The 14,245-nt window shown below is 49.4% G+C and carries 12 protein-coding genes; 1 reads left to right on the forward strand and 11 read right to left on the reverse strand.

All coding sequences use genetic code 11. The features are described 5' to 3' along the window. Positions 1 to 137: 137 nt before the first annotated feature. On the forward strand, positions 138 to 605 hold the full coding sequence (locus tag PUN32_RS09100; RefSeq protein ID WP_274722812.1) for a DUF721 domain-containing protein: 468 nt from the start codon (positions 138 to 140) through the stop codon (positions 603 to 605). A gap of 124 nt (positions 606 to 729) precedes the next feature. Here the strand turns inward: PUN32_RS09100 and lpxC are convergent, their stop codons facing one another. The 11 genes from lpxC to murE form a co-directional block, all read right to left on the reverse strand. Then, on the reverse strand, positions 730 to 1,647 hold the full coding sequence (gene lpxC, locus PUN32_RS09105) for a UDP-3-O-acyl-N-acetylglucosamine deacetylase (RefSeq protein WP_166014403.1): 918 nt from the start codon (positions 1,645 to 1,647) through the stop codon (positions 730 to 732). Between the two features lie 97 nt (positions 1,648 to 1,744). Continuing rightward, positions 1,745 to 2,941 carry a cell division protein FtsZ gene (gene ftsZ / locus PUN32_RS09110; RefSeq protein ID WP_274722813.1) on the reverse strand — a complete coding sequence of 399 codons (1,197 nt, stop codon included), beginning with the start codon at positions 2,939 to 2,941 and terminating at the stop codon, positions 1,745 to 1,747. Positions 2,942 to 2,971: 30 nt separating this feature from the next. After that, positions 2,972 to 4,234 (reverse strand): cell division protein FtsA, encoded by a 1,263-nt coding sequence (gene ftsA, locus PUN32_RS09115; protein WP_274722814.1) that lies wholly within the window; start codon positions 4,232 to 4,234, stop codon positions 2,972 to 2,974. After that, positions 4,227 to 5,009: a cell division protein FtsQ/DivIB gene (locus tag PUN32_RS09120; protein ID WP_274722815.1), complete on the reverse strand. Its 783-nt coding sequence runs from the start codon at positions 5,007 to 5,009 to the stop codon at positions 4,227 to 4,229. The genes ftsA and PUN32_RS09120 overlap by 8 nt, the downstream gene beginning before the upstream one ends. A gap of 182 nt (positions 5,010 to 5,191) precedes the next feature. Continuing rightward, on the reverse strand, positions 5,192 to 6,652 hold the full coding sequence (gene murC / locus PUN32_RS09125) for a UDP-N-acetylmuramate--L-alanine ligase (RefSeq protein WP_274722816.1): 1,461 nt from the start codon (positions 6,650 to 6,652) through the stop codon (positions 5,192 to 5,194). A gap of 13 nt (positions 6,653 to 6,665) precedes the next feature. Continuing rightward, positions 6,666 to 7,706, reverse strand: a complete 1,041-nt coding sequence (murG, locus tag PUN32_RS09130; protein WP_274722895.1) for an undecaprenyldiphospho-muramoylpentapeptide beta-N-acetylglucosaminyltransferase — start codon at positions 7,704 to 7,706, stop codon at positions 6,666 to 6,668. A gap of 7 nt (positions 7,707 to 7,713) precedes the next feature. Beyond that, positions 7,714 to 8,907 (reverse strand): cell division protein FtsW, encoded by a 1,194-nt coding sequence (gene ftsW, locus PUN32_RS09135; protein WP_274722817.1) that lies wholly within the window; start codon positions 8,905 to 8,907, stop codon positions 7,714 to 7,716. 16 nt (positions 8,908 to 8,923) lie between these two features. Beyond that, positions 8,924 to 10,246 (reverse strand): UDP-N-acetylmuramoyl-L-alanine--D-glutamate ligase, encoded by a 1,323-nt coding sequence (gene murD, locus PUN32_RS09140; protein ID WP_274722818.1) that lies wholly within the window; start codon positions 10,244 to 10,246, stop codon positions 8,924 to 8,926. A 24-nt stretch (positions 10,247 to 10,270) separates the two neighbouring features. Further along, complete coding sequence (gene mraY / locus PUN32_RS09145; RefSeq protein WP_274722819.1) at positions 10,271 to 11,353, reverse strand: phospho-N-acetylmuramoyl-pentapeptide-transferase; 1,083 nt, start codon at positions 11,351 to 11,353, stop codon at positions 10,271 to 10,273. Beyond that, a complete protein-coding gene (locus tag PUN32_RS09150; RefSeq protein ID WP_274722820.1) occupies positions 11,350 to 12,711 on the reverse strand; it encodes a UDP-N-acetylmuramoyl-tripeptide--D-alanyl-D-alanine ligase in 1,362 nt (453 codons plus the stop codon). The genes mraY and PUN32_RS09150 overlap by 4 nt, the downstream gene beginning before the upstream one ends. Continuing rightward, the gene (gene murE / locus PUN32_RS09155) at positions 12,708 to 14,195 is read right to left on the reverse strand and encodes a UDP-N-acetylmuramoyl-L-alanyl-D-glutamate--2,6-diaminopimelate ligase (RefSeq protein WP_274722821.1); all 1,488 of its coding nucleotides are present in this window, start codon (positions 14,193 to 14,195) and stop codon (positions 12,708 to 12,710) included. The genes PUN32_RS09150 and murE overlap by 4 nt, the downstream gene beginning before the upstream one ends. Between the last annotated feature and the right edge of the window lie 50 nt (positions 14,196 to 14,245).

Consider the following 14,245-nt stretch of genomic DNA (forward strand, 5'->3'; position numbering starts at 1 on the left):
TGCGGTTTTGTGCACTAAGCCCAATGTTGATAAGGTTACGAGGCGATTTTACTCAGGACAGTGCCAGCAAAGATGTACGTTTCGGTACGTCAAGAAGCGCGCTAGAATAGCCACTACCCCAATCAAAGGAGAGTCCGATGCGTGATCATCGCCCTACCGCTACCGATGAGTTGATTCAGGCATCCAAACTCAAACAAATCCAAGATCATGCGAAAGCTATTTTGCTAATTAATCGCCAATTACAAGAAATCCTACCAAAAGGCTTAAAAAGCCAAGTGCGCGCCGCCAATGTGCGCGGCGGTAATCTAGTATTAGAAGCCGCGAGTGCCGCGATTAAGATGAAAGTGGATTACGAGCGTTTGCATTTACTTTCGCAGCTTAGGCAAAACGGATTTGGTCATTTGATCACAATTGAAATACGAGTCAACCCAGATCTATATCGGCAAACCTTAGCCAATACCGATTCCGCCCCAATAGCCAAGCCTCGGCGACAATTATCCGAGCATACAGCGCACGTGCTGCTGGCGATTGCGGATCACGCTTCTGATAAGGTAAAGAAACGCCTGCAGAGCTTAGCGCAGTTGGCACAGACAAAACACCAGTAAAGCGCGATCTTTCACCGCTCCACACTTTGCTTTGCCGAGAAACAATAAAGCCAGACTTGAAGTCTGGCTTTATTAGCAATTCTATTACGACGCTTTTATTGTGACGTAGTGCTTGATGAAGCGCTTAGGCAATAACCATATTGGGCTCTGCAAACGCAACCGGAGAACCCGCTTGCTCTTCGAACGTTGCCCATTCCCAAGCTTCTTGATCAGCTAATACAGCACGTAGCAGTTGGTTGTTCAAACCGTGACCTGATTTATAAGCACGGAATTCGCCGACAATCGCATGACCTGCCATGTACAGATCGCCAATCGCATCCAGCACTTTATGCGTGACAAACTCATTGTCGAAACGTAAGCCTTCATCGTTCAGGATCCGGTAATCATCCAACACGATCGCACAATCAAAACTACCGCCTAAACAGAGATTTTGTGATTGTAGGTACTCGATATCACGCATGAAACCGAACGTCCGCGCACGGGAAATTTCTTTCACAAAACCTTGCGAAGAGAAATCAAACACAAGGCGTTGATCATCACCATCAATCGCAGGGTGATTGAATTCAATTTCGAAATCCATACGGAAGCCATTGAAAGGCAAAAATTCCGCCCACTTATCACCGTCTTCAATACGTACAGGTTTCTTAATGCGAATAAAGCGTTTAGCGGCATTCAGTGTTTCAATACCGGCTTGTTGCAGCAGATAAACAAATGGGCTAGCACTGCCATCCATAATAGGAATTTCAGGTGCATCGACTTCGATAATCGCGTTATCGATGCCCATGCCAGCCAGTGCAGCATTCAGGTGCTCAACCGTAGAGATGCGTACACCATGGTCATTGACCAGAGCGGTACACAGCATGGTATCGCGCACTGAAGCTGGATCAGCAGGAAAATCAACCGGTGGGTTGAGATCAGTACGGCGATAAACGATTCCGGTATTGGCAGCAGCTGGGCGAAGAGTTAGCGTAACTTTACGACCAGAGTGTAAGCCCACCCCAGTTGTTTTCACTATTTCTTTGAGAGTACGTTGTCTGATCATCTCGTTGCCTCGAATTTATTAGCCATAATGCACGGCCGGCACAACACCGACCGTCATCCTACCAGAATTTTGAACACTGTCAAATTATGCTGCTATTTTAGTCAGCCTGGCGTCTTAGGAATGCAGGAATATCAAGATATCCACTCTCTTTTTCCTGCTTTGGCGCCACACTTTGACTGGCTGAAGCGTGAGATGGCACTGCGACTGATTGAGCTTTGATTTCCACTCGTTCATGCACAGAAGCAACCGCTTTTTCTTCAACACGGGCAGTAACCGGAGCTGATACCGCAGCCACTTTCGCTTTACCACCAGCGACTAAGGTAATGTCTGGTTTTTTCTCATTACCAATACCAGTTGCAACTACGGTAACGCGGATTTCGTCTTGCATATCTGGATCTAACGAAGTACCGATCACCACAGTGGCATTGTCCGATGCAAAAGCTTTCACGGTATTACCAACCGTTTCAAACTCATCCAATCGCATATCTAAGCCTGCAGTAATGTTAACTAACACACCTCGAGCGCCAGCCAGATCGATATCTTCTAGCAGCGGGCTAGAAATTGCCATTTCAGCCGCTTCTTCGGCGCGATCATCACCGCGCGCAACACCGCTGCCCATCATCGCATGACCCATTTCCGACATCACAGTGCGTACGTCGGCAAAGTCGACGTTAATCATGCCTGGGCGAGTAATCAATTCCGCAATACCTTGCACGGCATTTTTCAATACGTTATTTGCGCTAGCAAAAGCTTCCAGTAACGTAATACCGCGACCCAAGACTTTGAGTAGCTTTTCATTAGGAATCGTGATCAAAGAATCAACGTGCTTAGACAGCTCTTCAATCCCTTGTTCAGCAAAGGCCAAACGTTTTTTACCTTCAAAGCTAAAAGGCTTGGTGACCACCGCAACGGTTAAAATCCCCAACTCTTTAGCCACTTCAGCAATCACGGGAGCGGCACCTGTACCAGTACCACCACCCATACCCGCTGCGATAAACACCATATCGGCACCGGTGAGAAATTCTTTAATCCGCTCTTTATCTTCCAGAGCGGCATCACGTCCCACTTGTGGATTGGCACCAGCGCCAAGACCTTTGGTGATATTACCACCAATTTGAATCACCGTACTCACACTGGTTTTACGTAACGCTTGTGCATCGGTATTGATGCTCATGAATTCCACACCTTCGATGGATTCACGCACCATGTGTTCAACCGCGTTACCGCCGCCACCACCTACTCCAACGACCTTAATTACCGCGTCGTCAGACATTTCCATCATCGGTTCAAACATGTGTTATCTCCGTTTTTCCTGTCTCTCAGGTTAAAACTCTTTTTGTATCCAATTGCGCAAGCGGCTTATCCAACCGGTCATTGACGGTCGTTTCGGCTCTTGATATTCAGCCTCATCATTGATTTGGCTATCTCTTGCGTAGTGAAGTAATCCAACGGCCGTAGCATGATACGGCTCTTTTACATAGTCAGTAAGGCCGCTCACTTCGAGTGGTTTACCAACCCTAACTTGATTGCGGAATACGCGCTCGGCGCATGCCACTAAACCTTCAATTTGTGCTGCGCCACCGGTCAATACAATCCCAGCGGCTAATTGGTGTTTAATGCCTTCTTTACGTAGTGATTCTTGAACGGTATCCACGGTTTGATTAACCATTCCGATCAGCTCAGTGTAGCGAGGCTCAATCACTTCCGACAAGGTTTGCCGTTGCAAACTGCGTGAAGGACGCCCACCAACGCTGGGGACATTCACGGTATCGTCTTTGCTGACCAATTCACTCAGTGCGCAGCCATATTTTACTTTGATCTCTTCGGCGTCACTGACTGGGGTACCAAAAGCAAACGCAATATCACTGGTGACCGCATTGCCCGCATAGGAAAACACTTCGGTATGACGCAGTGCGCCGCCGGTCCAAATCGCGATGTCCATGGTGCCTGCGCCGATATCAACCACGCACACACCCAGTTCACGCTCATCTTCGGTGATCACCGCATTGCTGGCAGCTAAACCAGAATAGACTAATTGTTCAACTTTTAGCCCACAGCGTTCGACCGCTTTGATAATGTTTCTCGCCATATCATTATGGCATGTGATCAAGTGCACGCTAACTTCCATGCGAACCCCTGATAAACCCAGTGGGTTCTTAATTCCTTCTTGATAATCGATGGTGAACTCTTGCGGAATCACATGCAGAATGCGTTGTTCTTCACCAATTTTGATCGATTTAGCGGTATGGATGGCGCGATCCATATCCTCTTGGCAGACTTCTTCATCAGAAATCGTCCCCATGCCTTTCTCAATCCGACTGGCAATATGCCGCCCGGAGATAGACAGAAATACCTGGCTAATTTTACATTCAGCCATCATTTCTGCTTGATCGATCGCTCGCTGAACCGATTTAACGACCGATTCAAGGTCGTTGACCCCACCTTTATCCATTCCGCGCGATGGGCTACTTCCCGCGCCAATAATATTAATTTGACCATCAGGGAGTATTTCACCCACGAGAGCGGAGACGGTGGCAGTGCCTATGTCCAGACCAACAATAATGTTGTCATCGACAGTCTTAGTCATCGTTTTTCTCTTGTGTTAACTCTTGTTCAGGGAACCAACCCACGGCGGCTCCAGTATCATACCTGAGGTCGATATAGCTGACTTGTTCAGCTTTATTACCTAATTGTTTATAGAGCAAAAAGAAACGCGCCACTCGCTCTTCTAATGACTCTTTACCTAATTCTAGACGAATGCCATTGTCGAGAATAATTTGCCAAGCTCTGCGCTCATTTAAAACTAATGAGGAGATATTTAAACCTAGCTGGGCAAATTTCGGGTTGAAATCTCGCCACGCGCTTAATACTTGTGACGCGCTGCCCTCAGGGCCATATAATTTAACGTATTCGCCTTTAACTTGGCCAATATCGCCATAAAAAACTCGGCCATGTTTATCTAATAACGCATTGGCATTCCACAACGCTTCAACCTGATATTCGGTTAAATAAACTTTAATCGTATCTGGCCACTGTTTACGAATCGATGCCTGAGCTACCCATGGGATCGACTGCACGCTCTGTTGCAGAACATTAATATCTTGTGACATAAAAGTTCCAATATGATTCAAGCGCGCTAATACCCGTTGCACATCGAGCGCGGAAACATATTGTAAGTCACCCTGTAAAACCAATTTCGACAGCGGTAGGCGTTGCTCATCCCACATCCAACTGATCGTGGTATACAGCAGACTCACGAGCAGCAGCAGTACCACCAAAAAAAAACTCGCCCCACAGGCATGTTGCTGAACATGTGGTGAGCGGGTAATTCTACGGCCTTCTAAAAGTACTTGCTTGATCAAAGCCTGATGTTCCTGTTTTAACCACTGGCAATTGGATGCTCCATTTCGCTGCATCATTACAGTATAAAGCAATAACTTTAACCCACGGATTATACTGAGGTGGTCAAAAGTAGCAAATACCCAACATCAGAAATCTGGGTTTGATACCAAGTAATTCACCAATGAGACACCCATAAGGTTACTTATATTGCTTGCATACGCGCAATATTGAGCTCTAACGCGGCTAAATGTTTGGCTACTTTCCCAACATCGCCCGCACCTTGCGTCAGTACCAAGTCACCATCTTGCAAGATGTTAGCCAGCACCGAAGGCAAGGTGTGACTATCGGCAACAAAAATCGGGTCAATTTTGCCACGACTACGAATGGTACGACATAACGAGCGACCATCCGCACCTGCAATCGGTTTTTCGCCTGCCGAGTACACATCCAGCATGATCAGGACGTCCACCTGTTCCAGTACGTTCGCAAAATCATCATACAGATCGCGAGTACGTGTATAACGGTGCGGTTGGAAAATCATCACTAAGCGTTTATCAGCCCAACCATTGCGAGCGGCTTTGATGGTGACATCCACTTCGGTCGGATGGTGACCGTAATCATCCACCAGCATCGCAACCCCATTACCGGTAGCAAATTCACCGAGGTGATCAAAGCGGCGGCCAGTACCTTGGGTATTGGCCATCGCGCGTAAAATCGCCTCATCACTAATGTTATCTTCACTCGCCACCGCAATCGCGGCCGCGGCATTGAGTGCATTGTGTCGACCTGGAATATTCAGGGTGATATCCAAATTGGCTTTGCCCTTACGCACCACCGTAAATTGACCTTGCTGACCAAGCTGACGATAATTTTCGATGCGTACATCGGCATCTTGCGCAAAACCATAGGTGATCACTTGGCGGCTAATACGCGGAATAATCTCGCAAATCACTGGGTCATCAATGCAAACAATCGCTTGACCATAAAACGGCAGGTTATGCAGAAAATCGATAAAGGTCTGTTTCAGGTTGTCAAAATCACCGCCGTAAGTGTCCATGTGATCCGCTTCAATATTGGTGACAATAGTCACCATCGGTTGCAGATGTAGGAAGGAAGCATCGCTTTCATCGGCTTCGGCAATCAAAATTCGGCTAGAACCCAAGCGAGCATTGGTACCAGCACTTTTTACCAAACCACCATTGACAAAGGTAGGATCTAATCCGGCTTCAGAATAAATCTGCGTGACCAGCGCGGTGGTGGTAGTTTTACCATGAGTACCAGCCACCGCTATCCCGTGGCGAAAACGCATCAGCTCGGCCAACATTTCAGCCCGGCGCACAATCGGAATGCGTTTTTCACGGGCGGCTTGAATTTCTGGGTTCTGTTCATTGATCGCGGTTGAAACCACCACCACGCTGGCATGCGCCACATTTTGCTCTGCATGACCAATAAAAATGGTCGCGCCTTTTTGCGCTAAACGTTCTGTGACAGGATTGGCCGCTAAATCAGAGCCAGAGATTTGGTAGCCTTCATTAAGCAACACCTCTGCAATCCCGCTCATCCCAGCCCCGCCAATACCGATAAAGTGAATCGCTTTCACGCGGCGCATCTCTGGCACCATAGCGCGAATTTGCGCGAGGTCTTGGGTATGTTTAATCGTCATAATTCTGTTCTCATTATTGGGTGATGGCGATGATTGCCTCAGCCACCACCTTATCTGCATCTAATTTCGCCGCGTGACGAGCTTTGTGGGCCATGGATAATAACCGAGCGCGATCCAAATCTCGCACCGCCTGAGCCAGTTTTTCCACACTCAGATCGGGCTGCTCAATCATTTGCGCGGCACCACAAGCCACCAAATGATCAGCGTTCAGCGCTTGCTGGCGATCTTTATGCATAAAGGGAATAAAAATCGCCGCTAGCCCTGCGGCCGAGACTTCCGAAACGGTCAGCGCTCCAGAGCGGCAAATCACCAGATCGGCCCAGCCATAAGCTTCGGCGACATCATCGATAAATTCGGTCACTTGCGCGTCAGCGATCCCCGCTTGTGCATAAGCATCGACCACCGCTGGCTGATTGTGTTTACCCGCTTGATGGCGAATTTGGTAACCCTCACCAAGCGCGGCCATCACCGCAGGCATGGTTTGATTCAAAATGCGCGCACCTTGACTGCCGCCCATCACCAAAATTCGCAGCGCGCCACTGCGCTCGGCAAAACGTTGTTCCGGCCTCGCAAGCTGGACCACATCTTGGCGCACCGGATTACCGACCACCGGCGCATCGCGAAATGCACCAGGAAAAGCTTGAAAAACACGGCGAGCGATTTTCGCTAGCCACTGATTAGTCAGGCCTGCCACTGCATTTTGCTCATGCAACACCAGCGGAATACCGAGTAGCCAAGCAGCAATCCCGCCCGGACCACTGACATAGCCGCCCATGCCAAGCACTGCATCGGGCTGATAAGCCTGCAAATGACGACGCGCTTGTAAAATTGCGTTAACGATTTGCACGGGAGCTTTCAGCAAGCTAACCCATCCTTGGCCGCGCAACCCTTTGACCTGAATAAAATCAATATCGATACCGTGTTTGGGGACCAAATCCGCTTCCATGCGATCCGCAGTGCCTAACCAGCGGATCTGCCAACCTTGTTGCTGCAACTGCTTTGCCACTGCTAAACCCGGAAATACATGACCACCAGTACCACCGGCCATCACCATCAATTTTTTACTGTTCATCGACTGTGCTTTCTTCTGCTGTGTGGCGCTCGACTAAACGGCATTCATAATCGATGCGCAGTAAAATCGATACCGCCACGGACATAATAATTAAACTGGAACCGCCGTAACTGATCAGCGGTAAGGTCAAACCTTTGGTTGGTACCATACCCGCGGCTGCACCAACGTTAACCAAGGTTTGAAACGCAAACCAAATCCCAATCCCAAACGCCAGATAACCACCAAATTGCTGATCGTACTGAAAGGCTTTTTTACCAATCAACATCGCTTTTAAGATCAGACTGAAAATCAACATCAGCACCAACACCACACCGACAAAACCTAGCTCTTCGGCTAACACCGCGAAGACAAAGTCGGTATGTGCTTCTGGTAGGTATTCTAGTTTTTGGATCGAATTGCCCAAACCTTGCCCAAACCATTCGCCACGGCCAAACGCCATCAACGATTGCGTCAACTGATAACCACTGCCAAACGGATCTTCCCACGGATCTAAAAACGCAGTCACTCGCCGCACTCGATAAGGCTCGATAGCAATCAGCGCGACTACGGCTAGCACTCCGGCTACCATTAGCGCCAAAAATTGCGACAACTTAGCCCCAGCAATAAATAGCATGCCAAACAGGGTCACTAGCATCACGATCACGGTACCTAAGTCAGGCTGAAAGAGCAGTAATACCGCCAAAGCACCAAACACCATGATCGGTTTTAAAAAGCCGCCAAAGAAAGTCTGCCGCACTTCATCGTGCTTGCGCACCAGATAACCAGACATAAAAATAAACAGCGATAGTTTAGCCACTTCAGCGGGCTGTAAATTAAAGATACCCAGTGGGATCCAGCGCGATGCACCGTTGACTGATTTACCCGCAGCTAACACCACGATCAGTAAAAAGAACGAAAAGCCGAGCAGCAGCGAGCTGTATTTCATCCAGCGCTCTAACGGGATTTGCAGCACCACACTGGAGGTGAGCAGCGCCAGCAGTAAGAACAGTGCATGGCGCAGCATAAAATGAAATGGCTGATCGGTCAGCCGCGAGCTGATCGGAAACGAAGCCGAAGTCACCATTACCAAACCGATCAACATCAGACCAAAGGTAATCCACACCAATTGACGATCAAACAGCGCCTTGGGTGAACGAGAACTCAACCAAGTGCGCAGTGTGGTGACAGTTTGGGCTAGAGACAAGCTAAGTTACCTATCGTTATGCGTATTGCTGAGCGAGTTGAGCAAAGCGATCTCCCCGCGCCATAAAGTTTTTGAACTGATCAAAACTGGCACACGCCGGTGACAGCAGCACCATATCGCCACTTTTTAACTGTGGGCGCAGGGTATCGATGATGCTTTCCAGCGAGTCATAAAAACGCGCAGTGGGATGCAGTGACATAAATTGCTGACCATCAACGCCAAAACAGCACAAATGCACTGGCAAAGTAGCGAGCACTGGCGCTAACGGTGTGAAATCCGCACCTTTACCGACACCACCGACCAAGAGATATAATTGACCTTGGATGTGTAGCCCAGACAACGCCGCTAAGGTACTGGCTACATTGGTCGCTTTTGAATCGTTAACCCAGCGGATCCCATGTTTGTCGGCCACCACTTGGCAGCGATGGCTCAAACCGGTGTAAGATTTAAGCGCAGGCAAAGCCAAACGGTAATCCACTCCAGCGGCATCAAGCAAAGCGAGTGCGGTCAGTACATTCGCCACATTATGTCGCCCGACCAAACTCAGCTCATCAGTCGCCAATAGCGCGTGATCACCGGCCACCAGATATTCACGATCTTGCCGCTTCGCCACACTAAATTGTGCTGGCTGCTCAACCGCAAAAGTGACCAACTTAAGGTGATCGGTCTGATCAGGTAAAGTTTGTGGATCATCGGCATTCACCACTGCAGTTTCAGCATGATCAAATATGCGCAGTTTGGCTTGGCGGTAATCGGCCATGCCTTGATAGCGATCCATATGATCTTCAGAAAGATTGAGAAACGCGGCCGCTTTCAGTTTTAGGCTAGAGGTAGTTTCTAATTGGAAGCTTGATAGCTCAAGCACATACAGCTCCACCTCAGGGGCGAGCAGATCCAACGCCGGAACACCAATATTACCGCCAATCGCTGTTTTTACACCAGCGGCATTGGCCAGCACACCGCTTAAATCGGTCACAGTGCTTTTGCCGTTCGAGCCAGTAATCGCAATCACTGGTTTATCCACATGCCAGGCGAACAGTTCTATATCACCGACCACAGGAATTCCAGCGGCCAGTACTTGTTGGATTTCAGCTGTCGCCAGCGCGATACCAGGGTTGGTGACCACTAAATCGGCATTGAGTAACCACTCAAGATGCCAACCGCCACGATGCAGTGCAACGTCAGACGAAAGTTGCTCTTGCCCCGGTGGTGTTGCGCGAGTATCGATCACCTGCACAGTCACTGACGGATGGTATTTGCGCAGATAGTTGACGACCGATAGCCCAGTAATACCGAGCCCAACTACCACCACATGCTGTATGTTTTGCCAACGATCCATGGAAATTTACATCCTTAAGCCAGTTTAGCGAACCTTGAGGGTCGCTAAGCCAATCAATACCAACACAATCGAAATAATCCAAAAACGCACGATCACGCGCGGCTCAGGCCAGCCTTTTAATTCGTAGTGATGGTGGATAGGCGCCATGCGAAAGATACGCTGCCCGCGCAGTTTGTACGAACCAACCTGTAAAATCACCGAGAGGGTTTCCATAACAAACACGCCGCCCATGATCACCAGCACAAATTCTTGACGCACCAATACCGCGATCGTGCCTAATGCACCGCCTAATGCTAATGCGCCGACATCGCCCATAAACACTTGCGCCGGATAGGTGTTAAACCATAAAAAGCCTAGCCCAGCACCGACCATCGCGGTACACACTACCACCAATTCCGAACTGTGCGGGATGTAAGGGATGTGTAGATAATTAGCAAAATTGACATTACCAGTCGCCCAAGCAATCACCGCAAATCCAGCCGCCACTAATACGGTTGGCATGATCGCTAAACCATCCAAACCATCGGTCAAGTTCACCGCATTACTGGTGCCAACAATCACAAAATAGGTCAGCACGATGTACATTAAACCGAGCTGGGGCATCACCTCTTTAAAGAAAGGCACCACCAGTTGAGTGGCCGCAGTATCTTGGCCATGTACATACAGCGCAAACGCCACCACTAACGCAATGGTTGATTGCCAGAAATATTTCCAGCGAGCAACTAAGCCATCAGTATTCTTGCGCACCACTTTACGGTAATCATCCACAAAACCGACCGCACCGTAACCGAGCAATACCGTGAGTACCGCCCAGACATAAGGATTGGAGAGATCGGCCCACAGCAACACGGTGATCACAATCGCAGCAAGGATCATGACGCCGCCCATGGTTGGGGTACCGCGTTTACTAAAATGCGATTCTGGTCCTTCACTGCGAACCACTTGACCAATTTGCAGCAACTGCAAACGCTTAATCAGACGCGGTCCCATCCACAAGGAAATCGCCAATGAGGTTAAAATGCTGACAATCGCGCGAAATGACAGATATTCAAATAGACGAAAAAAAGAAAAATATGGCTGGAGCAGTTCAGCAAGCCAAATAATCATGCAAATTTCTCCTTAAGAGCAGCCGCAATCTTACTCATTCCGGCACTGTTGGCACCTTTAACCAACAGCACTTGAGCGCGGCCCTGTTGTTGTTCTATATGTTGCTCAATAAATGCTAGTAGGTCTTGATGGGTAGCAAAGTGATGGCCTTGGCACCGATCACTGATCACTTTTGCATCCTGACCATAAGTCAGGACAAACTCAAAACCAAAGGGTGCAGCATGTTCACCGACTTGTTGGTGAAGTGCAAGGCTTTCGTCACCTAACTCCGCCATATTGCCCAAAATTAACCAGCGCACTGCCGAAAAGCTAGCGAGCAGATTAATCGCCGCTTGCATCGCCGGCACACTGGCGTTGTAGCTGTCATCAATCAAGCGAATATCGCCGCGCAGTTGTGTGAGATCAACCCGACCTTTGACTTGGGCAAGCTCCGCTAAGCCTTGAGCAATTTCGGTCAAGCTCGCGCCCATCTGTTGTGCTAACGCAGCGGCGGCCAGTGCATTAGCCACATTGTGTTGACCAATAATGCCAAGCTCGACATCAACCGCGCCTTGTGGCGTCACTAAACTAAAACTAGCCACTCCGTGCGCATTTAACCGCACATCACGTGGATAAAAGTCAGCGCTGTGATCGACCATAGAAAAAGTTGTCACTTGTTTATCGGCTAATACATCGTTCCAGTACTCGCCACCTTGGCTATCTCGATTGACAATCGCGACCCCACCGGCGGCTAAACCTTGATAAATTTCACCTTTGGCACGTTTAACCCCATCAATAGAGCCAAAACCTTGCAGGTGTGCCGCCGCGACATTATTGACCAATGCCACATCCGGCTTAACCAATCTAGTAGTGTAAGCAATTTCCCCCACATGATTGGCTCCCAGCTCAATCACCGCATAATCATCCGCTTCGGTTGAGCGCAGCAAAGTGAGCGGCACACCAATATCATTATTAAAATTACCTTGGGTATACAGCACTTGGCCTTTGGCACTTAAAATGCTCGCGACCATCTCTTTAACCGTGGTTTTGCCGCAACTACCAGTGATCGCCACGGTGGGGGTATGACATTGTGCATGTACCCAAGCCGCCAGTTGACCTAACGCTTGTTTGGTATCCGCAACTACCAGTTGCGAGCACTCACTCGCTAGCTCACGCTCAACCAGTAAGGCAACCGCGCCGCCGGTCACCGCTTGAGCGGCAAAATCGTGCGCATCAAAACGCTCGCCAACCAAAGCGACAAATAGCGCTTGAGCTGGAATGTTGCGGCTATCGGTCGAGACCGCGCTGATCGCGCGATCTTCGCCAACTAGGCGCGCATTAAGGAGAGTGCAGAGCTGTGAAAGCATCACGCGGATCATAATGGTAACTCCAATAACTGTTGCGCGGTTTCCCGATCTGAATAGTGGATCGTTTGCTGAGCCAGCACCTGATAATCTTCATGGCCTTTGCCCGCGAGCAGAATTATGTCTTGCGCACTGGCCTGTTGCAGCGCATAACTCGCCGCTTGAAAACGGTGATGTTCAATATGAGCGAGTTCAGGGTGAGCAAGTCCAGCCAGCATATCGGCCACAATCGCTTGTGGTGCTTCACTGCGTGGATTGTCATCGGTGAGGATCACTCGATCGGCAAACTGCTCAGCCATCGCCGCCATCAATGGCCGTTTACCACGGTCGCGATCGCCGCCACAGCCAACAATCACCCACAATTGTCCGGCACAATGCACGCGCAAAGCACGTAGCGCTTTTTCTAATGCATCCGGTGTATGGGCATAATCGACCACGATTTTAGCGCGCTGCGCACGTTGAAACAGTTCCATGCGGCCTAAGACGGGGCGCAGCTGTGGCGCGCTTGCCAGCAAAGCACTTTTGTCAAAACCTAAGCTGAGCAAGGTCGCCAGAGCGAGCAAGACATTACACGCATTAAACTCACCGATGAGCGGAGCGTGCAATTCGCCCTCGCCCCAACTACTCTCAAAATTGAGCGTGATACCGCTTTCGGTGTATTGCACTTGGCGCGCCCAAATCCCTTGCGCGGTGCTTGGTTGTGCTAGCAACGAAACCCCAATCGCATCGGGTAACTGTTTGACCCATTGCGCACCCACTGCATCATCGACATTGATGATAGAACGTTGGCAAGCATGCTCACTAAATAGAGAGAATTTCGCTTGCGCGTAAGCCTCCATAGTGCCGTGGTAATCAAGATGGTCACGAGTGAGATTAGAAAATACCCCGGCAACAAAATTAAGCTGTTTGACTCGCCCTTGCACTAAGCCGTGCGAAGAGGTTTCCAGTACGGTGTACTGCGCGCCGCGCTCGGCGAAATCGCGCAGACTGGCTTGAATTTGTAATGCATTACCCGTGGTATTCGCCGCTGGTTCAAGTGCATTTAAAAAACCATTGCCGGTGGTGCCCATCACCGCCGCTTGATGGCCTAATAACTCAAGCCACTGCGCAATCAATTGGCTAATGGTGGTTTTGCCATTGGTACCCGTCACCGCAATCAATTGATTGTGATGACCGCCATACAAACGCCCAGCCAACTCAGATAAGTGCAAACCAAGCTCAGCCAAGTAGATCACGGCCACTTGCTGGCAATATTCAATCTGACCGTGGGCATGCTTGGCATCCGCCTCAGCCAATACCAACGCGGCACCTTGCGCGATAGCTTGCTGAATATAATGCCGACCATCAACGGCATGGCCTTGAATCGCGACAAACGTATCACCCGCTTTGATCTGGCGGCTATCCAGCTCTAAATGAGTGATGGGCTGTGCCGCCAAATGTACGTCGCTCAGCTCTAACCAAGGAGCGAGCAGTTCAAAGAGCGCTTTATGCGTGTTCATGTTCCCTCTCACACTATGCTTTATTCGGACCGCGAGCTCGACACAACGCG

The sequence above is a fragment of the Vibrio chanodichtyis genome, from assembly GCF_028863985.1.
In the GTDB taxonomy this organism is placed as follows: domain Bacteria; phylum Pseudomonadota; class Gammaproteobacteria; order Enterobacterales; family Vibrionaceae; genus Vibrio; species Vibrio chanodichtyis.

Excerpts from the sequence above, each read along its gene's own strand:
- murG (WP_274722895.1), bottom strand. The coding sequence starts at position 7,706 with ATGGTGATGGCCGGTGGTACTGGTGGTCATGTATTTCCGGGTTTAGCA.
- murD (WP_274722818.1), bottom strand. The coding sequence starts at position 10,246 with ATGGATCGTTGGCAAAACATACAGCATGTGGTGGTAGTTGGGCTCGGT.
- PUN32_RS09150 (WP_274722820.1), bottom strand. The coding sequence starts at position 12,711 with ATGATCCGCGTGATGCTTTCACAGCTCTGCACTCTCCTTAATGCGCGC.
- mraY (WP_274722819.1), bottom strand. The coding sequence starts at position 11,353 with ATGATTATTTGGCTTGCTGAACTGCTCCAGCCATATTTTTCTTTTTTT.
- PUN32_RS09100 (WP_274722812.1), top strand. The coding sequence starts at position 138 with ATGCGTGATCATCGCCCTACCGCTACCGATGAGTTGATTCAGGCATCC.
- ftsA (WP_274722814.1), bottom strand. The coding sequence starts at position 4,234 with ATGACTAAGACTGTCGATGACAACATTATTGTTGGTCTGGACATAGGC.
- ftsZ (WP_274722813.1), bottom strand. The coding sequence starts at position 2,941 with ATGTTTGAACCGATGATGGAAATGTCTGACGACGCGGTAATTAAGGTC.
- murE (WP_274722821.1), bottom strand. The coding sequence starts at position 14,195 with ATGAACACGCATAAAGCGCTCTTTGAACTGCTCGCTCCTTGGTTAGAG.
- murC (WP_274722816.1), bottom strand. The coding sequence starts at position 6,652 with ATGACGATTAAACATACCCAAGACCTCGCGCAAATTCGCGCTATGGTG.
- lpxC (WP_166014403.1), bottom strand. The coding sequence starts at position 1,647 with ATGATCAGACAACGTACTCTCAAAGAAATAGTGAAAACAACTGGGGTG.